The sequence below is a fragment of the Ruegeria sp. CDSC025 genome, assembly GCF_059610805.1.
This window is the reverse complement of record NZ_JBXWOJ010000003.1, coordinates 93,725-115,873: the sequence shown is the minus strand read 5'-3', so window position 1 is coordinate 115,873 and position 22,149 is coordinate 93,725. Positions and strand designations below refer to the sequence as shown.

Annotated in this window: 22 protein-coding genes and 1 tRNA gene; 9 read left to right on the top strand and 14 right to left on the bottom strand. The window is 57.4% G+C overall.

Translation table 11 applies throughout. The annotated features are described in order from the left end of the window. Positions 1–37: 37 nt before the first annotated feature. The 4 genes from AC2FH8_RS06025 to AC2FH8_RS06010 are packed head-to-tail and all read left to right on the top strand — an operon-like array spanning position 38 to position 3,873. Positions 38–904 carry an FAD binding domain-containing protein gene (locus AC2FH8_RS06025; protein WP_496688818.1) on the top strand — a complete coding sequence of 289 codons (867 nt, stop codon included), beginning with the start codon at positions 38–40 and terminating at the stop codon, positions 902–904. Further along, complete coding sequence (locus AC2FH8_RS06020; RefSeq protein ID WP_142635794.1) at positions 901–1,380, top strand: (2Fe-2S)-binding protein; 480 nt, start codon at positions 901–903, stop codon at positions 1,378–1,380. Before AC2FH8_RS06025 ends, AC2FH8_RS06020 begins: the two co-directional genes overlap by 4 nt. Beyond that, complete coding sequence (locus AC2FH8_RS06015; protein ID WP_496676366.1) at positions 1,380–3,635, top strand: xanthine dehydrogenase family protein molybdopterin-binding subunit; 2,256 nt, start codon at positions 1,380–1,382, stop codon at positions 3,633–3,635. Before AC2FH8_RS06020 ends, AC2FH8_RS06015 begins: the two co-directional genes overlap by 1 nt. Further along, positions 3,628–3,873 (top strand): MoaD/ThiS family protein, encoded by a 246-nt coding sequence (locus AC2FH8_RS06010; protein WP_142635798.1) that lies wholly within the window; start codon positions 3,628–3,630, stop codon positions 3,871–3,873. Before AC2FH8_RS06015 ends, AC2FH8_RS06010 begins: the two co-directional genes overlap by 8 nt. Here the strand turns inward: AC2FH8_RS06010 and AC2FH8_RS06005 are convergent. Then, positions 3,870–4,577: a lysophospholipid acyltransferase family protein gene (locus AC2FH8_RS06005; RefSeq protein WP_496688816.1), complete on the bottom strand. Its 708-nt coding sequence runs from the start codon at positions 4,575–4,577 to the stop codon at positions 3,870–3,872. The genes AC2FH8_RS06010 and AC2FH8_RS06005 overlap by 4 nt on opposite strands. Before the next feature lie 143 nt (positions 4,578–4,720). Here AC2FH8_RS06005 and AC2FH8_RS06000 point away from each other — a divergent pair. Beyond that, a tRNA-Trp gene (locus tag AC2FH8_RS06000) sits at positions 4,721–4,796 on the top strand. Between the two features lie 145 nt (positions 4,797–4,941). Here the strand turns inward: AC2FH8_RS06000 and AC2FH8_RS05995 are convergent. Then, a complete protein-coding gene (locus AC2FH8_RS05995) occupies positions 4,942–5,961 on the bottom strand; it encodes a hypothetical protein (protein ID WP_281995326.1) in 1,020 nt (339 codons plus the stop codon). A 73-nt stretch (positions 5,962–6,034) separates the two neighbouring features. After that, complete coding sequence (locus tag AC2FH8_RS05990) at positions 6,035–6,916, bottom strand: EamA family transporter (protein WP_281995325.1); 882 nt, start codon at positions 6,914–6,916, stop codon at positions 6,035–6,037. A gap of 77 nt (positions 6,917–6,993) precedes the next feature. Between AC2FH8_RS05990 and AC2FH8_RS05985 the strand changes: the two genes are divergently transcribed. The 3 genes from AC2FH8_RS05985 to AC2FH8_RS05975 all read left to right on the top strand — a co-directional run bounded on the left by AC2FH8_RS05985 (position 6,994) and on the right by AC2FH8_RS05975 (position 9,477). Further along, the gene (locus AC2FH8_RS05985; RefSeq protein WP_496676356.1) at positions 6,994–7,476 is read left to right on the top strand and encodes a MarR family winged helix-turn-helix transcriptional regulator; all 483 of its coding nucleotides are present in this window, start codon (positions 6,994–6,996) and stop codon (positions 7,474–7,476) included. Between the two features lie 162 nt (positions 7,477–7,638). Further along, positions 7,639–8,778 (top strand): LPS export ABC transporter permease LptF, encoded by a 1,140-nt coding sequence (gene lptF / locus AC2FH8_RS05980; protein ID WP_142635808.1) that lies wholly within the window; start codon positions 7,639–7,641, stop codon positions 8,776–8,778. A 108-nt stretch (positions 8,779–8,886) separates the two neighbouring features. Then, the gene (locus AC2FH8_RS05975; RefSeq protein WP_496689149.1) at positions 8,887–9,477 is read left to right on the top strand and encodes an HD domain-containing protein; all 591 of its coding nucleotides are present in this window, start codon (positions 8,887–8,889) and stop codon (positions 9,475–9,477) included. Here the strand turns inward: AC2FH8_RS05975 and speB are convergent. The 10 genes from speB to AC2FH8_RS05925 form a co-directional block, all read right to left on the bottom strand. Next, positions 9,474–10,316, bottom strand: coding sequence for an agmatinase (gene speB, locus AC2FH8_RS05970; RefSeq protein WP_496688814.1), 843 nt, complete (start codon positions 10,314–10,316; stop codon positions 9,474–9,476). The genes AC2FH8_RS05975 and speB overlap by 4 nt on opposite strands. Next, on the bottom strand, positions 10,313–11,482 hold the full coding sequence (gene nspC, locus AC2FH8_RS05965; protein WP_496688812.1) for a carboxynorspermidine decarboxylase: 1,170 nt from the start codon (positions 11,480–11,482) through the stop codon (positions 10,313–10,315). The genes speB and nspC overlap by 4 nt, the downstream gene beginning before the upstream one ends. A gap of 308 nt (positions 11,483–11,790) precedes the next feature. Next, entirely contained in the window at positions 11,791–13,014 is a 1,224-nt protein-coding gene (locus AC2FH8_RS05960; protein WP_496688810.1) for a saccharopine dehydrogenase family protein, read from the bottom strand. A gap of 21 nt (positions 13,015–13,035) precedes the next feature. Further along, positions 13,036–14,925 carry a biosynthetic arginine decarboxylase gene (gene speA / locus AC2FH8_RS05955; protein WP_281972444.1) on the bottom strand — a complete coding sequence of 630 codons (1,890 nt, stop codon included), beginning with the start codon at positions 14,923–14,925 and terminating at the stop codon, positions 13,036–13,038. 99 nt (positions 14,926–15,024) lie between these two features. Next, the gene (locus AC2FH8_RS05950) at positions 15,025–16,107 is read right to left on the bottom strand and encodes a DUF1513 domain-containing protein (RefSeq protein ID WP_496688807.1); all 1,083 of its coding nucleotides are present in this window, start codon (positions 16,105–16,107) and stop codon (positions 15,025–15,027) included. A 3-nt stretch (positions 16,108–16,110) separates the two neighbouring features. Further along, positions 16,111–17,121 carry an imelysin family protein gene (locus AC2FH8_RS05945; RefSeq protein ID WP_281995322.1) on the bottom strand — a complete coding sequence of 337 codons (1,011 nt, stop codon included), beginning with the start codon at positions 17,119–17,121 and terminating at the stop codon, positions 16,111–16,113. After that, on the bottom strand, positions 17,121–18,662 hold the full coding sequence (locus AC2FH8_RS05940; protein WP_496688805.1) for a di-heme oxidoreductase family protein: 1,542 nt from the start codon (positions 18,660–18,662) through the stop codon (positions 17,121–17,123). The genes AC2FH8_RS05945 and AC2FH8_RS05940 overlap by 1 nt, the downstream gene beginning before the upstream one ends. Then, entirely contained in the window at positions 18,622–19,107 is a 486-nt protein-coding gene (gene bfr / locus AC2FH8_RS05935) for a bacterioferritin (protein WP_142635826.1), read from the bottom strand. Before bfr ends, AC2FH8_RS05940 begins: the two co-directional genes overlap by 41 nt. Beyond that, the gene (locus AC2FH8_RS05930; RefSeq protein WP_142635828.1) at positions 19,055–19,348 is read right to left on the bottom strand and encodes a (2Fe-2S)-binding protein; all 294 of its coding nucleotides are present in this window, start codon (positions 19,346–19,348) and stop codon (positions 19,055–19,057) included. The genes bfr and AC2FH8_RS05930 overlap by 53 nt, the downstream gene beginning before the upstream one ends. A 128-nt stretch (positions 19,349–19,476) precedes the next feature. Continuing rightward, the gene (locus AC2FH8_RS05925; RefSeq protein ID WP_496688803.1) at positions 19,477–20,748 is read right to left on the bottom strand and encodes an imelysin family protein; all 1,272 of its coding nucleotides are present in this window, start codon (positions 20,746–20,748) and stop codon (positions 19,477–19,479) included. A 249-nt stretch (positions 20,749–20,997) separates the two neighbouring features. Here AC2FH8_RS05925 and AC2FH8_RS05920 point away from each other — a divergent pair, with 249 nt between their 5' ends. Continuing rightward, complete coding sequence (locus tag AC2FH8_RS05920; RefSeq protein ID WP_496688801.1) at positions 20,998–21,519, top strand: ZrgA family zinc uptake protein; 522 nt, start codon at positions 20,998–21,000, stop codon at positions 21,517–21,519. Positions 21,520–21,576: 57 nt separating this feature from the next. Here the strand turns inward: AC2FH8_RS05920 and AC2FH8_RS05915 are convergent, their stop codons facing one another. Beyond that, the gene (locus AC2FH8_RS05915) at positions 21,577–22,113 is read right to left on the bottom strand and encodes a bacteriocin fulvocin C-related protein (RefSeq protein ID WP_496688799.1); all 537 of its coding nucleotides are present in this window, start codon (positions 22,111–22,113) and stop codon (positions 21,577–21,579) included. Positions 22,114–22,149: the final 36 nt, after the last annotated feature.

The window sequence follows — 22,149 nt, the reverse complement described above, 5'->3', positions numbered from 1 at the left end:
CCCAGTGGATCCTGACCAACAGGCGCGAGGTAAAATCATGGATTATCACAGCCCTGCCAGCTTTGCCGAGGCGTCGGCTCTGGCAGAAAATGCAAATGGCGTTACACGGTTTCTTGCCGGTGGCACCGATGTTCTGGTGCAGTTGCGCTCGGAATTGGTGACGCCTGATACATTGATAGACATCAAGAAAATCAATGGCGTAAGCGATATCACCCGCAATGCTGACGGCAGCTGGACGCTGGGCGTGGCGGCGACGGGTGCGGAAATGAGCGAACATCCCGGGTTGGGCCGCGATTGGCCCGGCGTGGTCGAAGCGATGGATTTGATCGGATCGACTCAGGTGCAGGGGCGGGCGACGCTGACTGGCAACCTGTGCAATGGCTCGCCTGCGGCGGATTCGGTGCCAGCCATGGTGGCAGCGGGCGTGACCGTGACAGTAACCGGACCAGGTGGCACCCGTGAGGTTGCCGTCGAAGATATTCCGACCGGCCCGGGCAGAACGTCCTTGGCCAAGGGTGAACTGATCTCGGCGGTCAATATTCCTGCACGCGGCGAAAACGGAGGTGATGCCTATCTGCGGTTCATCCCCAGGACCGAGATGGATATTGCGGTGGTTGGCGTAGGTGTGAATCTCCGTCTGGACGGGGATACCATCACCGAGGTCCGCGTGTCGCTGGGCGCTGTGGCTCCGACTGTTCTGCTTGTCGAAGACTGCGCCAAGGCGATCATGGGCAGCACCCTTGACGATGCTGCATTGGACGCGCTTGCCGCTGCCGCATCTACTGCCTGTAACCCGATCGACGATAAGCGCGGCACAATCGCATTCCGTACCGAAGTGGCCGGGGTTCTGGCCAAACGCGCCGCGAAAATCGCCTATACCCGCGCCAAGGGAGAGCAAGCATGAGCAAGTTCCACGTATCCACCACCGTCAATGGTGACACGGTCGAATACCTGTGTGACCCACGCGAGACCCTGCTGGACTGTCTGCGCGACAAGCTGAACCTTACTGGTGCGAAAGAAGGCTGCGGCACCGGCGATTGCGGTGCCTGCTCGGTAACTGTCGATGGCCGTTTGGTTTGTTCCTGCCTGATGCTTGGGATCGAAGCAGAGGGTAAACAGATCGAGACGGTCGAAGGTATTGCAGACGGGGACGTTCTGCATCCGCTGCAGAAGAAGATGATTGAATATGCTGCTCTTCAATGCGGTATCTGCACCCCCGGTATTCTGGTCGCGGCCAAATCGTTGCTGGAAAAGAACCCGAACCCGACCGAGGAAGAGACACGGTATTGGTTGGCTGGTAATCTCTGCCGCTGCACCGGGTATGACAAGATCATTCGCGCCGTGATGGATACAGCGGCTGAACTGCGGGAGGCTTCGTAATGGCACTCGACGATCGCAAATCTGAATTCACTTTCGTTGGCACCCGACCGAACCGCCCTGACGGGCTGGACAAGGTCACGGGGCGCGCGAAATTTGGTGCTGACGCCACCGCGCCGGGCATGTTGCACGGGGCTATTCTGCGCTCGCCCCATGCCCATGCGCGGATCGTAAAGATCGACACCTCCAAGGCCCAAGCGCATAAAGACGTCAAAGCCGTTGTGACCCGTGACGATTTCGCTGAGGTGCCGTTTAAGCCCGGTCTTGAAGGTGAGTTCTGGAACGTGCTGGAAAACGTTATGGCAGGCGAGAAGGCCCTGTATGACGGCCACGCGGTGGCAGCTATTGCGGCAACTTCGGCGCTGTCGGCTCGTGACGCACTCAAACTGATTGAGGTCGAATATGAGGTGCTGCCCCATGTGACCGATGTCGACAAAGCGATGGCCCCGGACGCTCCGGTTATACGCGAGGGGGCGGCGGATTATTCCGTGCCCGAAGGGATGCACCCGAACGTCGTGCGCTATCACGAAAGCGGGCATGGCGATGTCGAGGTCGGTTTTGCCGAAGCGGATCTGGTTGTTGAAGACAGCTTCGTCACCGAGGCAACCCATCAGGGCTATATCGAACCTCATGCCTGTTTGGCGACGCTGGGAAATGACGGCAAGGGTGAGCTGTGGTGCACCACCCAAGGGCACTGGATCGCGCAGAAAACCTGTGCGGCTTTGCTGGGGATCGAAACATCGCAACTGCGGGTGACGGCGTCCGAGATTGGCGGCGGCTTTGGTGGCAAGACAACCGTATTCATCGAGCCGGTCGCGCTGGCGCTGAGCCGCAAGGCCAACCGCCCGGTCAAGCTGGTGATGACCCGATCCGAGGTATTCCGGGCCACCGGTCCGACGGCCTCCGCGTCGATGGATATCAAGATCGGGATGAAGAATGACGGCACGATCACCGCAGCGCAAGGCGTGTTCCGCCTGCAGGGTGGGGCCTTCCCCGGCGCGCCGGGTGATATGACGGCCATGTGTGCCTTTGCTCCTTATAACCTGACTAACGTCAAGCAGGTGGGCTATGATGTCATGGCCAACCGCCCGAAACAGGCCGCCTATCGCGCGCCCGGCGCGCCGATGGGGGCGTTTGCGGTTGAATCGGTGATTGACGAGCTGTGCAAGAAGCTGGGGCTGGACCCCGTGGATGTGCGCCTGAAAAACGCCGCCTACGAAGGTACCAAGGCCAGCTATGGCCCGCGCTACGAACGCATCGGTCTGGTCGAAACGCTTGAGGCCGCCAAGGCGCATCCGCACTATTCTGCGCCACTGAAACCAGGGCAGGGGCGTGGGATATCCTGTGGATTCTGGTTCAATCACGGGGGCGAGACATCCGTGTCGCTGGCCCTGTCCGAGGATGGTTCGGCCCAGCTGATGGTCGGCACGCCCGATATCGGCGGTTCGCGCGCGTCGATGGCGCTGATGGCAGCCGAGGTGTTGGGCATTCCCTACGAGAATATTCGCGTAACCATCGCGGACACGGCAACACTCGGCTATAACGACGTTTCGCACGGCTCGCGCGTGACTTATGCCTCAGGGCTGGCCACGATCAAGGCGGCCCGGCATGCGGTTGAAAAGCTGAGCGAACGCGCGGCGGCCAAGTGGGGCATCTCGGTAGATGCGGTGAAATGGGAAAACGGCTGCGCGGTGCCCTCGGGCCCCAATGCGGGCGATTTCGATCCGATGCCGCTGGCCGATATCACCGCCGATATGGGTGCGACCGGTGGTCCGATCTCGGGCCATTTCGAAGCGACCCCGGAAGGCGCAGGCGTGTCATTCGGCACACATATCGTCGATGCCGAGGTCGACCCGGAAACCGGCAAGACCAGCATCACCCGCTATACGGTCATTCAAGACGCCGGAAAGGCGATCCACCCGACCTATGTGGAAGGCCAGTATCAGGGTGGCGCGGCGCAGGGCATCGGTTGGGCGCTGAACGAGGAATATGTCTATGGCGAGGATGGTCGTCTGCAGAACTCGATCTTCCTCGATTATCGTATCCCGGTCGCCAGCGACTTGCCGATGATCGATACGGTGATCGTCGAAGTTCCCAACCCCGGCCACCCGTTTGGGGTGCGTGGTGTGGGTGAAACCGGCATTGTGCCGCCGCTGGCAGCCATCGCCAACGCGGTTTCGAACGCTGCAGGAGTGCGGATGAAGCAACTGCCAATGTCACCGCCGCGCATTTTGGCGGCGCTCAAGGACAATGGTTGAGGTCCACCTTTGGTCCGGCCTCCGGTCTCTGACCGGGGGTCAACAGGTGGTCGAGGTCGAGGCCAAAACCACCGGCGAGCTGCTGCGGGAACTTGCGCGGGTTCATCCGCAGCTTCAGGCACCGATTGATGCCGGTGTATCTATCTCAATCAACGGGCGCGTGATCGCCAGCGGGCTGACTGAACCGATCCCCGAGGGCAGCGAAGTCTATCTGATGCAAAGGCTGCGCGGCGGTTAGCCTTGGGGAGACCAAGGTTCGCGCCCGACCATCCTGTCTGCTTCGGCGGTGATGTCGTTCATATGCGCCTCAAGGCTGAGGCGAAGGGCCTCGAGTTCTTCTTCACTGGCCTTGCGGGGAACGTTTTCGGTCCATTCCCGGCACAAAAAGACGCCCTGATTGCGCCAAGGGCGTGGCATCAGCAGGCGGTCCCAGGTTCCGGCCTCGCTGCCGTGGCGAGCGGAAAAGGTGATCCCGAAGACCCGCTTGCCCGAGGTGCGGGCCCAGACCAGAGGCACGGTCGACAGCACCCGTTCCGGGCCGCGCGGGCCGTCAGCAGCGATCCCGATGGAAATGCCGCGCTTGATCTTGCCGATCACTTCGCGTGACACCGCGATGTTGTTGGCGTTTTTGCTGGTCATGGCGATGGTGTCCATGCCGAACAGTTTCTGCACCCGACCAACCATGCTGCCAGCGCGTGCCGAGGATGTGATCGAGCAGATACGCCCCTTATCCAACGGAAAGAAATAGGGCGATTGTGCCAGTCGCTGATGCCAAAGGACAACGATGACCGGCTCGCCCTGATCGGCCAGTTGGTCCAGCTCTTCATAGCCGATGCGTTGCCATTGGGTGTTGCGGTTAACCATCCGAATATAGCTCGCGATGCGGCGGGCGGTCCAATTCAGGACGGCCTCGCTATCGGCGATTTTCTTGCGGATACTCACTAATGGTGACCCTCATATTGATCAAACCGTGTCTTATAGAACTCAACGCCATACGCAACTTGTTTGTCGTGCGCATAACTGAGGAGGAATCTGAAAAAGCCTCTTGAGTCCGCCGCGCGGCTAGCATATTTGAGGCGCACCTTAGGGGTATAGCTCAGTTGGTAGAGCGACGGTCTCCAAAACCGTAGGTCGCGGGTTCGAACCCTGCTGCCCCTGCCATTCTCTCCATTGCCAGAAGTTTGTGCCAGCTTGGGCGGAATGGGACACGCGTGACCCTTTGCGCAGCCTAGCTGTTACAACTTGGACCAGCAGAGCATTCGACCGATGCGATAAACCGCGTTCTGGTTGCTCAACAAATCACGGTCTAACCCAAAATCGGTGATATGCCACCGGCAAAAGCGGCCAAGATTGGGGCCGTCAGGGCGAAGCCGGCGCGGATGATGTCACCTGTTCCTTCTGTCAGCTTATGCGACGATCTCCAGTCATCAATGTCGAATGTCTGGTCTGTGCCGCCCTGATTTCGGGCAGCCAAAGCGAGGTTAGAAATTCTTCCGTCCAGAAGGACTGCCACGGGAAGAAAGTAGCTGAGCATTAGCAAGCAAAAATATGTGCCGGTGAACAAGGCCGATGCGTTGAGCAATGCGCTATAGGCGGCCCTTTCTGATTCAGCGATCATGGGCAAGGGCCAGTACATCCAGCTTGCGGCAAAGAACATGCCGAAGGTCAGCACCAGACTGGACAGGTAGAGCTGCTGCCGCATCTGCCGCAAGTTTTGCGCCAGCTCAGCTGCGGTTGCTTCGATGTCCTGAGATTCATGCCGACCAAGACACAATATCATTCCGACAATCAACGACCCGATCGCAAGGCCGGCCATTGCATTCACCAGGTCCAGAATACGGTTGAACAGCGAAAGAACAGGGGCCTGCCCGCATTTCCCAAACATCCAGCTATCTTCCGAACCGGAACATGCCGGCAAGGTGCCTTGCGACAATGCTGTTTCAAAAACGGCTTTGCCGATCTGGTGGTAAATCTGCGGGCTTTGGTCGGTCATATGCTTTTGAATGGTCGGCACGAGAGCCAGAAACACGATGGCGACTACAATCGCGATTGCCGCGATCCGGGTGTTTTTTTCGATCGGGCGTGACAGGGTCCGGAACAAGACTGCCACGGGCAACAAGGCCAGCGATAAAAAGAACCAGGACGCGGCAAGAAACCGAAATCGACCAACGGCTTCCTGCCAAGAGCTACCGCTCAACACAAAGTTTACTGGAACGTCCAGTTCATTGGCGATCATTTGGTTCTGGATCAGTTTATGGATTGCGAAAACACATACCGGCAGCAGGGCGATGGCAAAATAGCGCGGTTTTACTCGGCTTTTTGACACGTGATACCTTTCTAGCCCGGGCGTTGCACAGCACACAGTTTAGCACAAAACTCGTACATCGATGCCTGGAGTTTCAGGCGGGCTTTCTGATGGTGACAATCGAACGGCCGGTACGTTTGCCCATTTGCCCCAGCCAGACCGCCAGAAGTACAATACAGACACCGGCGATCTGCACAAAGGTCAGGTTTTGCCCAAGCATGACCCAACCAATCATTACGGCGGATAGCGGGCTGAGAAAGCCAAGTGCCGAGACCGCAGAGGGTTCGATCCGGGCGAGGCCTCGGAACCACAGGATATAGGTCAGGGCAGCCCCGATGACGCTCAGATAACCAATTCCGAGAAGGTTGTTTTTTTCAAGCGCTGGTAAGGCGGGCTCAAACATCAGTGCAAGCGGCACCAGCAACAGCCCGCCGGCGGTTAGTTGCCAAGCGGTAAATGTCAGCAGCGGCACTGGCGGTTGCCATTTGCGCGTCAGGACAGTTCCTGCTCCCATCGAAAGGGCGCCACCCAGTCCAGCGATCAGGCCTACCGTATCAAGATTGATAGCTGTACCGAGGACAAGGCACCCGACGCCGATCACCCCCAACAGCGCTGCGCCGACCGATCTCAGCCCAACCGGGGTGTTCAGCAGAAATGCCGACAGGAAGACTACAATAAGAGGTTGTACCGCGCCGACAGTGGCTGCGACCCCACCGGGGAGCCTGTAAGCCGCGACGAAAAGCAGGGTCCAGAACACGGTGAAATTGAGCGCGCCCAGAATGAATATGCGGCCCCACCAATGACCCCTTGGAAGTTGACGGGACAAAACTAGAAGCAGCAGCCCGGCAGGCAGCGCACGCAGCGCGGCCATCGTGATCGGATATCCGACGGGCAAAAATTCGGTCGTAACATAATAAGTGCTACCCCAGATCAAAGGGGCAACAGCAGTTAGGGCGATGTCGGTTTGGTGTCTCATGGCGAATCCCTTTATCTTGATGTCAAGATATATTGCAAAATCTTGACGTCAAGATAAAGTTGGGCTAGCCAGAACTCATGGATCATGTGGAGCGAATTATCGCGCAGTGGAACAGTGCCCGGCCCGACCTGGATGTGGGGCCAATGGAAACCGTTGGTCGACTGACGCGGTTGGCGGTTCAGTTGCGAAGGGCGATGGAGCATACTTGGGCTCTTCATGACATGAACGCTGCCAGCTTTGATGTCCTTGCCACGTTGCGAAGGTCTGGCAAGCCAGAGGGTCTTTCACCTGGCGAGCTTTTGGAGCTTACAATGGTGACGTCCGGCACAATGACGAATCGCGTCGATCAACTGGTTAAGGCGGGGATGGTCGAAAGAGTGCAAAACCCTGAGGATGGCCGGGGCTTCCTGATCCGTCTTACCCAAAACGGATTCAAAGCGATTGAGGCCGCCGTTTCGGATCATGTAGAGACTCAGCAGCGCCTGGTTCAGGGTTTGTCCCTGCAACAGCGCGATCAACTCAATCACCTGCTCAGATCGTTGTCTGAAACGCTGGACTGATCCGGGCAGGTAAGCATTCTGGATCGGGGTGCCAATTCCGATGTGGCATAAGCCGTTTTAGTGCGCACGGCTCAAATTCTATAATTCTTGGGCTATGCGGTTTCCTCGGTCAGGGGATTGGCATATTGTCCAAACGAATTTCAGGTAGCCGGATGAGGATACATGTCGCGCTTCGATGGATATTTCCTGCGGCAACTGCTGATTCTGTTCGGCTTTTTCACTCTGATTCTGGTGGGGGTTTTCTGGATCACCCGCTCGGTCAGCCTGTTTGACCGTGTCATCAGCGGTGGTCAATCGGCCATGGTGTTTCTTGAATTTACCGCTCTTACTTTGCCGACGCTGATCCGTACGGTGATGCCCATGGCCGTGTTCGCAGCGGCCGTCTATGCCACCAACCGCCTGAGCCGTGAAAGCGAGCTAACGGTGATGCTGGCCACAGGCTCCAGCCCGTGGCGGCTGGCTCGCGCTGTGGTTCTGTTCGGTCTTGTTGCTGGTCTGATGATGGCCTCGATCAGTGTTTTCCTGCGCCCGGCCTCGGTCGATCTACTGGAAAAACGGCAGGCCGAAGTGGCGGGTGACGTCACAGCGCAGTTATTGAATGAAGGCGAATTCCTGCATCCTGCAAGTGACGTGACCGTCTATATTGGGGGAATTGATCTGGACGGGACTTTGCGCGAAGTTTTTGTTTCGGACCGGCGGGATAAAACCAGCCCGGTCAGCTATTCCAGCCAAACAGCTTATCTGGTCAATAACGGCTCGGGCATTCATCTGGTGATGGTTGACGGAGTTGCCCTGCGTCAGGACAGGCAGGGACGTACCCTGTCGTCTACACTGTTTCAGGACGCGTCCTATGACATCTCAGAATTGACGAGTACCGACAACGCGGCCGAGCGAAGCCTCGAGGCCATTCCCACCGCAGAGCTGTTGCGCGACCGGGCTGCGATCGCGGCAGCAGAAGGGTTCACTGAGGGCGCGTTGATCGACGAGCTGCATCAGCGATTTTCGTGGATCACCATTTGTATCGCGGTCGCGATGGCGGGCTATGCAACCCTTATGTTGGGCAGCTTTTCCAGATTTGGCCTGTGGCCACAGATTTTTGGAGCATTCATAATTCTGGTCCTTTTGGAAGGTATGCGCGGCTTTGTGTCTCCGTTGGTGATCGAAGACCCGAAATTGTGGCTATTGCTCTATTTGCCTGCTGTCATGGGCATATTGATCTCGTGCCTGTTTCTTTTGATTGCAGGTCGTCCGCTTCTGCGCGTGCGCGCAAGAAAACACTCGCGGGCATTGTCCCAAGCCTGAAGCTACGGCGCATTTCGGCGCAATGTTCTTCGGCCAAGCTAATTCGTTTTTTCGCTCAGGTTTTCTGCGTTAGGCTGCGGTTGGATGATCAGTCAAAAGGACCGGACCATGCTGGACAAAACCCACAAACCCACCTGGACCAGCTTTGAAGAGGCGACCAAGGCCGATTGGGACGCCGTTATGGAATACGAAGAGGCCTATAACGCCGCGTTGCCGGACAGGATACTGGATGCGATCCGTTCGCTGGATGAGGATTGGACGCCCTATCCCGTGAACCGCTATCAGCACAGCCTGCAGGCCGCGACGCGCGCCTATGAGGATGGGGCGGAAGAAGAGCTGGTCGTCGCAGCGCTGATCCACGACACCGGCGATATCCTGTCTCCCTATAACCATGGAGAGCTGTCAGCGGCGATGATGAAGCCCTATGTCAGCGAGAAAACCCATTGGATCCTCAAACATCACTGCGTGTTCCAGGGCTATTACTACAATCACCACCTGGGCGGAGACCGCAACGCCCGCGACAAGTACCGCGACAGTCCTTTTTGGGAGGACTGCCGCTATTTCTGCCATGAATACGACCAAAAGGCGTTCGATCCGGATTACCCGACCAAACCGTTGGAGTTCTTCGAGCCGATGCTGCGCCGTGTCCTAAGCCGCGGCGAGGGGCATATGGAGTTGAACGAAACCGCCGAAGGTTAGCAGGCGGCCATCAGACGGTAGACGATCTGTGCGGCGGTAAAGTCCCAGGCGGCATTGCCGTCCGGGGCCAGCTCGACCACGTCGAACCCCACGCATTTGCGCCCCCGAAGGGCATGCTCGACCAGTTGTAGCGCCTGATAATAGCCCAAGCCGCCGGGCACGGGTGTTCCTGTGGCCGGCATTTGCGAAGGGTCCAGCCCGTCGACATCAAAGCTGACATAGACCAGTTCGGGGAAATCCTTGGGCAGATCGACCGCGTTGATGTTGCCGGTGACCAGCTCCTCGGCATCAATGTGGAACACGTTGTTCTTCACCCGGCTCTGCGCCTCTTCGGTCGAAAAGGCCCGGACGCCGAATTGGGCCAGTCGGACGCCTTCTTGGACCAGCAGGTGCATGACCGAGGCATGGCTGTGTTTTTCACCCTGATACGTGTCGCGCAGGTCCGCATGCGCATCAATCTGGACGATCCCGATCGGTTGGTTCAACGCGCGGGCCACGCCCATCACCGCACCGTAGCTCAGCGAATGCTCACCGCCCAGAGTGACCGGTACTTTACCAGCGCGAATGGCGGCTTCGGTGCGCAGGGCAAGGCGTTCCATCACTGCAGGCATAGGGCCGTCACAGTTCAAAGGTTCCTCAGTGAAAATACCCGCTGTGCAAGGCTCGGCAAGGCCAATGATGCGCTCCAGCTCGTTGCTGGCCTCGATGATCGCCGCCGGGCCACCGGCTGTACCCGAGCCGTAGGATACCGTGCGCTCCAGCGGTACTGGGATTACACGAAACCGGGCGTTTTCGGTCCGTTCCGATGTGTTCAATTCACTGTCGAGGAAAACGCTCATGAGAGCCTCTCTTTAAAGTCGTCATAGCCGAACTGTTTGATAATTTTCAACGCGTCGGTTTCGCTGTTCCACAGGGCGATTGTGGGCAGGGGGACACCGTTGAAGGTGTTGATCTTGACCATCGAATAATGCGCCTGATCTAGGAAGGCAAAGCGTTGGCCGATCTCAAGCGGTTTGTCCCACGTATAGTCGCCGATCACATCCCCCGCCAGACAGGACGGGCCGCCCAGACGGTAGGTATGGCCTGCCTCGGCCTCGGCCATCAGGGCCGGGCGATAGGGGGCTTCGATCACGTCGGGCATGTGGCATGTGGCTGAAATATCGGTGATCGCCAGTTTCATGTCATTGGTCGGCAGGTCAAGGATTTCACCGACCAGAATCCCCGCGTCCAAAGCGACGGCTTCACCGGGTTCAAGATAGACTTCGACCGCGTGTTTTTCGCGGATTGTCTTGATGAAGGCGATCAGCCCTTCGCGGTCATAGTCGTCGCGGGTGATGTGATGCCCGCCGCCGAAATTCAACCATCTGAGCTGCACCATGAAAGGTGCCAGTTTGGGCGCGACGGCCTGCCATGTGCGTTGCAACGGTTCGAACCCCTGCTCACATAAGGTATGCATATGCAGGCCATCGACTCCGGTTAGAACCTCTTCGGTCAATTGACTGACCGGGGTTCCCAATCGAGAGCAGGGCGCGCAGGGGTCGTATTTTGCAATCTCGCCCTCGGAATGTTCCGGGTTGATGCGCAAACCGACCTGCACACCTGCTGCTTGGGCTTTGGCCAGGAACCGATCCTTTTGAGCTATAGAATTAAAGATGACATGGTTGGACAGCGACAGGATTTCATCCATGTCCGCTTCCTTGTAGCCCGCGCAGAAGGTGGCGACTTCGCCGCCATATTCTTCGCGGCCTAAACGCGCCTCATAGATACCGCTGGCGCAGGTGCCGTCAAGATGTTGGCGGACCAGCGGCGCAAGCGAGAACATCGAAAACGCTTTGAGCGCACTCAGCACTTGCGCACCTGACTGACTGCCGACGTCGGACAAGATAGCCAGATTTTGCTCAACTGCTTTTTCGTCGACCACAAAGCAAGGCGTTGGCACGCGGTTGAGGTCGAAATTGCGGAAGGCTCCAGCATCCCCGGCTTGTGTGGTCATCATTTCTGCCATGATAATCCAGTCCCTTTCATTCTAACTGCGGCCCCTTAAAGTTCGACGCAGTTTCAGATGAGGCCCATCATCCAAAGTGGTATAATGAATGACAGGATATGAGCAGTGGTAGCGACAGGATTTTCTACTGCCACAAGAATGCTGGACTTTTCCAAGCGGAACATTTTGACCGTGTCTGTCCTGTACCGCTTCGATAAAATAAGAAGGAGCGCATAGGTTCCGAACATCGACCCGATCAGAATTGCCATTTGCTGATCTGACGACATTGCTTCTATTCGCTCCCTCTTTAATATGATGACGGTTAAGCTTTAGAATTCGACCGGACCATCCAGTTCGTGAACCTGCCATGGCAAGCCATGGGCGTTTAGCATGTCCATGAAATCATCCGGGTCGAGCTGTTCCATGTTCCACACACCTGGCTGCGTCCAGTTGCCTTTGAGCACCTGCGCGGCACCGATCATGGCGGGGACACCGGTGGTGTAGCTGACGGCCTGGCTGCCGACCTCGGCGTAGCATTCCTCGTGGTCACAGATGTTGTAGATGTAATAGGTCTTCTCGCCCGAGCCATCCTTGGCCTGACCTGTAGCGATGTCGCCAATGCAGGCCTTGCCCTTGGTTTCCGCACCCAGATCGCCGGGATCAGGCAGCAGGGTTTTCAGGAACTGGATCGGGATGATTTCCTTGCCGTCATGCATTACCGGGTCGATGCGGGTCATGCCAACATTTTCCAGCACTTTGGCATGGGTGATATAGGCGTCGCCGAAGGTCATCCAGAAGCGGGCGCGCTCGATTTCGGGGAAGTGGGTGGAGAGGCTCTCCAGCTCCTCGTGATACATCAGGTACATGTTTTTGGGGCCGATGGCGGGGAAATCGAACTCGACCTTATGGGTCATGGCGGGGGAGTGTTTCCATTCGCCAGCTTCCCAATGGCGCACTTCGGCCAACACTTCGCGCAGGTTGATCTCGGGGTTGAAGTTGGTGGCGAATTCCTGATCGTTGCTGCCACCATTGGCGTCCAGCACGTCGATCTGGCGGATCGTATCCAACTTGTGTTTCTTTAACCACGTCGCAAAGACAGACGTCACGCCCGGATCAAAGCCCGAACCGAGGATGGCGGTCAGTCCTGCCTGTTTGAACCGATCCTGATAGGCCCATTGCCAGTGATACTCGAACTTGGCTTCGTCCTCGGGCTCGTAATTCGCGGTGTCGATGTAGTGGATGCCCGCCGCAAGGCACGCGTCCATCAGCACGAGGTCCTGATAGGGCAGGGCCAGGTTCACGAGGACCTCGGCACCGGTGTCCTTGATCAGTTTGACCGTGTCCGCGACCTTATAAGCGTCCAGCTCCGCAGTAGCGATATCAACGCCCACACGCTCTTTCACGGCCTTGGCAATGGCGTCGCATTTCGACTTGGTGCGGCTGGCCAGCGTGATTTCAGTGAAGATGTCCGAATTCATCGCCATCTTGTGCACCGCAGCGTGAGAGACGCCGCCCGCGCCGACAACCAGCGTTTTGCCACTCAAAGTTCCCATGGGGTCATCTCCTCTCGGGGGTTATTCGTAATAGGTGTAGCCATTGATCGAGTCGCGATATGCGCTCATCAGGGTTTTGCGGTCTTTGGCCAGCAGAGTACCGGTCGAGATCGCCTCGTCCACCATTTTGCGGAAGGCGGCGACACAGTCGGCCGGATCAAACTCGACATAGGACAGGACCTGACCAATGGTGTCGCCCTCTTGCTCGTGCAGCAGATCGAAACCGCCATCGGAGCGCAGGTCGATGGTAACCACGTTGGTGTCGCCGAACAGGTTGTGCAGATCGCCCAGCGTTTCCTGATAAGCACCAACAAAGAAGACGCCCATGAAGTATTCGTCATTCTCGGGCAGGGAATGCACTGGCAGGCTGGGCGAGACACCGTCGGCCAGAATAAACCGGTCGATCTTGCCGTCGCTGTCGCAAGTGATATCGGACAGCACCGCGCGGCGGTCGGGCGTTTCGTTCAGACCCTGCAGCGGCACGATCGGGTGTAGCTGGTCAATGGCCCAGACGTCGGGCAGCGATTGGAACAGTGAGAAGTTGCAGTGATAGATATCAGCCACTTTTTCCAACTGTTCGTCGACATCCGTGTCGAGCTCATCACTGGCAGCCAACGCCTTGAGGCGGGCCATCAATGACAGATAAATGCGTTCGGCACGCGCCATCTGGCGCAGGTCGATATATCCGCGGCGGAACAGGGCGCGCAGCTCGTTGCGATAAAAAGTGGCGTCGTTCCAGCATTCCTGAAGGCGGTCGCTGGAGAGGTATCCGTGCACGGCGGCAAGGTCCGAGACTAAGTGATGATCATCCGCCTCGACCTCAGGGCCGTCTGGCGCGTCATAAAGCGTGCTTTCCAGCACGTTGAACACCAGCATGGATGAGGTCGCAACGATAGCGCGCCCGCTTTCGGTGACCAATGTGGGGTGCTTGACCTCGGCTTCATCCATGGCATAGGCCACGGTTTCGACCACGTTGGCGCAGTATTCTTCTACCGTGTAGTTGATCGAGTTTTCGGCGGCTTTCTTTTCGCCCGTGTAATCTACGCCCATGCCGCCACCCAGGTCCAGATGGGTCAGCGGTACGCCTTCGCGGGTCAGTTCGGTATAGTATCGGCAGGCCTCACCCACGGCGCGGCGCACGTCATTGACGTCCTGCACCTGCGATCCAAGATGCGAGTGCTGCAGCTTCAGGCAGTGCAGCAATCCGGCGGCCTTCAGCTTGTCCACCGTGGCGACCAGTTGATCGGTGTTCATGCCAAAGGCGGAACGGTCGCCCGAGCTTTCTTCCCATTTTCCGCTGATCTGGTTGGTCAGTTTAACCCGCACGCCGATCAGCGGTTCGATGCCCAGTTGGTTATAGACTTCGATCACCGTGTCGGCCTCTTTCGGGCTTTCCAGCACGATCACCGTATTGAACCCGATTTTGCGGCTGAGGATGGCCAGCTGGATAAACTCGGCATCCTTGACGCCGTTGCAGACGATCAGCGCCTCATTGGCCAGACGATGGGCAAGCGCGACCACAAGTTCCGGTTTCGAGCCAGCCTCAAGGCCATAATTGTACTTCTTCCCAAACTCGACGATCCGGTCGACCACCTGAGCCTGTTGGTTGACCTTGATCGGAAAGACACCGCGATAGCTGCTTTTGTACCCAACCCGGGCAATCGCCTCTGCAAAGCTTTCGTTAATATGGACAATCTCGTGCTCCAGATAGGAGCTGACGCGCAGGATCATCGGAGCCTTGATGCCGCGATCGTCCAGATCACGCAGAATACCGGGCAGGCTGATAGCAGCAGTCTCTGGTGCAAGGGGATTGCGCAGACCGATTTCGCCGTCTTCCGTCACCTCGATGAGGTCTTTGCCCCATTTCTCAACCCCGTAGATGGAATGCGGTGCGTCGGGCGTCTGTTTCAATCAAGTCTGTCCTTAACCTAGGGTGCCTGCTTCGCGCCCGCCAATACGGCAGCAATTCGATTCGTCCAAGTGTAATCTATGTGACGGGTATTTCCGAATTTATACAGGCAGACCAACGGGAACCAGATGGTTATCCCACTGACAATCCGGCCGGGCGGAAATGCGGGCCTTGGCAGTAAGCGCTCCGACCAGCCCGGTGCCTGTGGTGAAGACAAAACCGGAAGGCCCGGCACCCAGGCCGCAGACATCCTCAAGCGGGGTCGTGTCGTTAAGTCGACCGGTCAAGCTGTCGAACCGGAGCAAATTGTTGCCGCGAGGGCAGGTGATGGCGATGGTTTTGCCGTCCCCGGCAAAAGCAATGCTGCCAGCGTAACCCTGCAAGGCACTTTGCACCGATTCCGGGGCTGCAAGCAGGCGCGGAGCCTCGCCTCTTTTGTGCAGTCCCAGCAAAGGCGGTTGGGTTAACCTGTTGCCCTGCCATTGCATTGCAAACCCAACCAGACCGTCGGATCGAACGGCAAGGTGCCGGATCGAATTTTTATGCAGTGTCCGGGGCAGCTCTATCTGTTCCAGGACCGAGCCTGACAGACTCAGATAACTTAGGCGCGGTTGCATGATGGGCAGATTCAGCTTGGTTCGGCCCATTTCAGGATGTGTTTCAATGCCGCCATTTGCGATGATCAGAGTTTCCCCATCCGGCATGATCCGCATATCATGCGGCCCGACTCCGCCCGAAGAAAACTCGCCCAACCGCGTGTAGTCCTCCGAGTCCCAGACGCCAATCACACCCTCACCGGCCTCATAGTCGTTTTCGGTGGTGAACAGATGGGTTCCATCCCGGGAAAACACGCCATGGCCATAGAAATGGCGGCCTTTGGGAGCATCCATCCGTGCGGTTTGGGTTCCGCTCTTGCAATCGATCACCACGCCAAAGGTGCCAGGGCGGCGGGCGAAAGCCACGGCTTGCGCGCGCAAGGGATGCGCCGCAGCGGCATGGCCGCGCGCCGGCAGGGGGAGAGAGAATAAGATACCGCCTTCAGAACTCAGGCCCGCCAGCCGATAGGTGCCGTCCGGAAACAGCGCCGCCGCCAGGAAATCCGGCGCGCCGACAGTCGACCAACCTTGTGTCGGGGCAAGGCTGGCTGCAGCCAGGCCCGCAAGGAATTGTCGACGGCTTGTCATGGCTTAGTCCCCGTCCAGCGAATTGAATCCGGCACTGATACCCAAGGTCGGGCCCAGCTCGGTTGCTGCAATCGTGCGGATGTCGTTAATCATCTGCTGCAAGGCTTCGACCCGTATCCGACCCGAAGGTGTCGAGACACCGGCCAGTGTAGGGTCGTCTAACTCACGCGTGCGGATGATAGCCTTGTCGAACGCATTATCCAAATCAGCGGCAATCTGCGGATGATCTGCGGACAGCCCGGTGGCCAGATCGCGCAGCGTGATCAATGACAGTTCGACCTGGCGTAGTGACCGTTCAGACCTGCGCGCTTCGGCCCGATTGGGACGGGGGCGCTCTAGGGTGCCCATGGGGCGTCCAAGGCGTGTTTCGGCAGTGAATTCCAATCCGGTGATCAGAGCTTTGTAAAGTTCCTGCATGGCCTCATCAGCAGACCGGTAAGGACTGTCTCCGCCGGGCATGGTCAGGTTGGCAGAGAAAGGTCGCCAGTCGTGATCCATCGCCTTGGCATTGCGGTTTATATCTGCAGCAATCGCCCGGATCAAAGCGCATCGATAGGCCCTGTCGCCCTGATCCGCGAGGGCTGGGTCGAATAGCATCATTTCAAGTGCAAGAAACCCGCGTCCCGCGATCGAAGCCTCGGCATAAGCCTCGGGGGTTTCAACCACCGCGTCTTGGGTGGCAATCAGGCCGGATAGGGTTTTGGGTGTAAACCCTTTTGTGTCTGGCCAGAATGCCATCGCAAATGCGCGGTCATCGACCTCGGAGGGGCCAAAGCGCAAGTGGCTTACCGTGACCCAGCGGTCGAATGCCAGGTGATAGGCTGCACGAAGGTTCAGTGAAGCGGCTGTGCAATCCGCCTGCGCGGCCGCATCCAGCGCAGCTGTTGCGTCAGATAGCTGTGCGTATCCGGGAAGAATGTGCCCTTCAACAACATCTGTCAGGATCTGGCTGGGATTTTGCGCCAAGGCTGACAGGGGCAGAATAAGGGCAATGGCCAGGCCGAGGGCACGCATCAGAGGCTCTCCAGAAAGCGGATCAAAGCGTCGCGGTCAGGTTTTGGCATAGACACAACGGTGTCGCGCGCCGATTGTGCCTCTCCGCCGTGCCACAAAATAGCTTCCAACAGCGACTGCGCCCGCCCGTCATGCAGAAATTGTGTGTGGCCAGAGACCTGCCCGGTCAGGCCGATCCCCCAAAGCGGGGGTGTGCGCCATTCCCGGCCTGTTGCGCGTGCTTCGGGTCGGTTGTCGGCCAGACCATCGCCCATGTCATGCAGCAGAAGATCCGTATAGGGCCAGATCAGCTGAAAACTGTGCTCGGGCCGGTCGTCCATCCGGTGGGTGACATAGGATGGCGTGTGGCACGAGGCGCAGCCGGTATCGAAGAATACCTGCTTGCCGTGCAGGACCTGCGGGTCACCGATATCGCGCCGCGCGGGTACGCCCAGATTGCGGCTGTAAAACGCAACGAGGTCCATGCCCAGTTGGTCGATTTCAAACACACGGTCATCGTTGTCCCCATGGGGGGCGCCAACGCAATCCACCTGCAATTCCGTACACTCCCCATAGCCAGCAGGGTAAAGCGGGCTTGAGATGCCGATATCCCCTGCAAAAGCTGCAGCAGACTGCTCCATTATCGTGGGCATCCCGGCTTTGTGTCCGAACCGGCCCATCATCGGTTCACCATATTCGGTTGACCAAACGATGTTGGGGCGGCCGGAAATACCATCGCCATCCGCGTCATCCGCGTCGGCCTGGGCCAGCAGGTCCTGCACGGGAATTGCCTCAAGCAATCCCAGGCCGATCATCTGCGGAGCCACGCGCGGGCTCAGCATCGCCTCGGGGTGCAGCGGGCCATATCCAAGATCCGCCGCGGTATAGGTCGGGCTGCGGAGAATGACCGTTTCGCCGTCTGATAGCGCGACAGGAAGGTCTTCATAGGTGATGTCCAGCCGGTACTCGGCGGGGTGGCCCGCGAGGGCCAGATCCTGCATCTGCCCGCCGTAATTGGGTTCGGGCTGAGTGGCGATGTAGTCCGCGATTTCATCGATTGCGCCGCCACCGGGGATTGAGACCCGAAGGAACATCGAAACGGCCCCGTCATCGGGCCCATTTGGTGTGTGGCCGCGCCCGTCCTTAATGTGACATCGTTGGCAAGAGCGCGCGTTGTACAATGGCCCCAAACCGTCCGAGGCCAGGGTCGAGGAAGGCGAAGACACCCAGATTTTCTTGAACAGCCCGTTGCCGACCTTGAAATCCAGTTCCTGTTCGAATTTCAGATTGCCCGAAGGTTGCGAAAATGCATCTGCGTCCTGACGTGCCCTTACGGTTGCAGCACCGGCGGGCAGGTCCTCGAACCGTTGCGCGGCGTCGAAATCCGTGGGCGCGGCGATCACATCCGCGATCCGGGCCTTTTCATCTTCGGTTCTGGGTTGGAAGTTGAGATGCAGATCCTGCAGTTCAGCGGACAGGATCGGGGTGGCTGCAATCGCAGCCACCGCTACAAGCGAGACCTTACTCGCCTTCGTCCATTTTCGATGCGTTAAGTTGCGCATAATTGGCTTCGCCAATCCTTTCGTACAAATCAAGCTGTGTTTCGAGGAAGTCGATATGGCCTTCTTCGTCACTGATCAGGTTCTCGAACAGAGACATAGTCACGTAGTCACCCGCCTCTCGACAATATTCACGGGCCTCAACGTACAGGGCACGCGCATCATTCTCGGCAGCCAAATCACATTCCAGAGTTTCCTTCGGGGTCTGTCCAATCCGAAGCGGGTCCAGTTTCTGCAGGTTGGGGTGACCTTCCAGAAAGATTATGCGCTCGATCAGCTTGTCGGCATGACCCATCTCTTCGATGCTTTCCTCACGGCTTTTCTTTGCCATGTGGGTCAGGCCCCAATCCTCTTGCAGACGGTAATGCAGCCAATACTGGCTGACTGCCGTCAATTCATGCCGCAGAGATTTGTTGAGGTATTCTATGACTTTGGGATCGCCCTTCATCTACACTCTCCTGTGATGCCTTGGTGCGTAATGCACAAAGCTGCATGGGGACTTCCAGATTATCGCTGGCGCGCATGGTGTCTAGGAAAAGCGGCATGCATCCGCCACAATCCGCTGATTTTCCAAGGGCATGATAGATCTTGCCAGGGGTTATGACTGCCCTAGGGTCGGAAACGCGCATCCAGTCAATGGCGGCATGAATCTCGGTGTCTGTGATCTTGGTGCAATGGCAGACGATCATGGAGGTGGCGCTCTGGTTTGTATTCCGACTATATTAGTCAGTTATTAAGTGCGTGTCCTGCGGCATACTGTCAGTTAGCCGAAAATGAGTTGGGGGCGGGATAATCCTCCGCCCCCGAACCGCTAGGTTTACTGGAAAACAGCTGTCGGATTATCCAGGCTTTCAGATCCTTCGAACTCAATCTGATCGACGTCCAGAATGGTGACGATCCGCTCGATTGTCTTGGTCTGGTCCACCAGCCCGTTCACACCGCCCATGATCAAAACTTCGCCACCTTCGTTGCCGCGTTCCAGCATCTGGTCATAGGCGAACCCGGCCTCGGCTGTGGATTTGATCCGACCCAGCGCCTGCATTGTGTTGGCCAGCTTCAGCTTCATCTCGGCGTCAAGAGATGGGTCGGAGGCAATCACCAAGTCCGAAAGCGATGCGCCGCTGACAGGAGTTCCGTCGATGCGGGTATAGCTGCCCAAATAGACGTTCTGAATGCCAAGACCATCATAGTAGTGGCTGTTATGCGTGTTGTCCGAGAAGCAGTCATGCTCTTCCTCGGGATCGTTCAACATCAAGCCAAGACGCATCCGCTCACCGGCCTGCTCACCATAGGACAGCGAGCCCATTCCGGTGAGGATCGCGCTTATTCCTGCGCTTTCATTTTCGGTCAGGGAGGTTCGGGCCGCGCCTCCGTCCTGCCACTGGGTCGCCATCCATTCCAAATCGGTGACCAGCAGTTCAGTCACGGCCTCAAGGTACTGGGCGCGGCGGTCACAGTTGCCGCCGGTGCAGGCATCACCTTGGGCATAGTCCGTCCATGGACGGCTACCCGCGCCTTCACCGTGGCCGTTCAGGTCCTGGCCCCACAACAGGAACTCAATCGCGTGGTAACCAGTGGCGACGTTGGCCTCGATCCCGTCTGCTTCGTGCAAGGTGCCAGACAGCAGTTCCGGAGTGATGTCGTTGGCATCGATTGGTTCGCCTGAAAGTTCAAAGCTTGGGTTGGCGATGACGTTCAATGCGGCGAACTCATTCTCGTCGCTCGGGCCGCCGTAGGTGGTGTCTACATAGTCGATCAAGCCCTCATCCAAGGGCCATGCGTTCACTTTACCTTCCCAATCATCAACGATCGCATTTCCGAACCGATAAACCTCGGTCTGCTGATAAGGGACGCGGGCCGCAATCCAAGCGGAACGGGCGGCATTCAGTGTTGCGTCGTTTGGTTCGGAAATCAGCGCGGTCACGGCGCGCTGCAGCGATTTGGCTGCAATCAGGCTGTCATCGTACTTCGCCTCGGCGATATTGGCGTAGGTATTCAGAACATCTACTTTCGAGGGGGTCTCGGTTGCAAAAGCAGATGTGGCGGTCATCAGAGCCACGGCGCTTGTCAGGATCAGGGGGGTATTCATTGGGGGGTAGTCTTTCTTGTCAGATAACAATGGGTTCGCGCGATGCGACGCTCGACCAAATAACTGATAGAAATAGTCAACTAAGTCAACCTGAGTTTTATAGTCAGGTAAATTGTGAGCGAAAATAGCTCATTCCTACCCAATTCTAGTGGGCTTTGGTGTATCGTGACGCGATTGCGCGAATGTTTTTTCAGTTTAGAGTCGCTTAGTTGATTCTTTTCAGATGGTTCCATGGTCATGAAGTTCTTAGTGTTTGTATTAACGCTTTTCCCGGTAAACGCGTTGCCTCAGTCCCAGGTTGCAAATCAGCACGAGCATGGGCAGGGACGATTGGCGGTTTCCTTTTCGGAAGCCGGGATTTCAATTTCCCTTGTGGTTCCTGGTCTTGACGTCCTGGGGTTCGAAGGCCCAGCGGAAACCGAAGGCGATCAGGCCTCGGTCGCCGGAGCCATTTCTGAATTGTCCAACCCCCTTGATCTGTTCAGTTTGCCTGAAGAGGCGGGGTGTTTCACTGTCTCGGCCAATGTCACGCTGTCTGGTGAAGGGTTGGGACCGGTCGTAGACAACGGATCAAATGTGCATACCGAATTCAGGGCAGACTATCAGATGCAATGCCAGGACATGACGCATCTGGACCACGTCAACTTTCCTTATTTTGACCGCTTTCAACGTGCTGAGTCTCTGATTGTTCAGATCGACAAATCCGGGAAGGTTGATCGTCACACCGTGACGCGCGACGCGCCTGATTTAGACCTCAACACAGGCCTGTAATTCGGCAAAGAAAGCAAAGGCTTTGCTGCCGGAATAGGTAGAGCTTTCCTGCGTTCTTCAGCACCAGTTCCCAGTGCAAAGGCCATCGCATGTCTGAAGCCACAGGACCCCACATCCAACGTTAGTCTTCTTGCACCCACCGGCAAGACATTCCTGCATTGCCCCACAATCATTGTGCCACCACATACAGGATCTCGAAGACGAACATGTGCACGTAGGCGGCGCGCCTTTGGCAATTTCGATAATCGGGCTTTCGCAAGCATTGTCGCCGAGTTGCTGCGTATATTTATGAAACACCGAGTGATCTGGAAAAACCTTCTCGATCACAGGCGACAACTCCTCAAGACGAGAAGTGGCCGTATGGTTCGCTTTGTCTTCGGAGTAGCAGTCAGGATTGAGTAAATCCTGTAGCTCGGAAAGTAACCGGCACTGAGACTTGTCAGACAGTGCCGCAATGCCTTCACTAAGCCGGTCTTGCCACACTGCCGCCTGAACAGCGGCGGGAAGGCAGTCAAAAATTGACTTCTGTTCGGCGATGTTCAATGCCGACAAGCCGATCCGAAATTTTGAGATAGATGATACGGGATTGTACATAGTAGCCCCCTTTTCTAAGGGGCCATCATAACACAT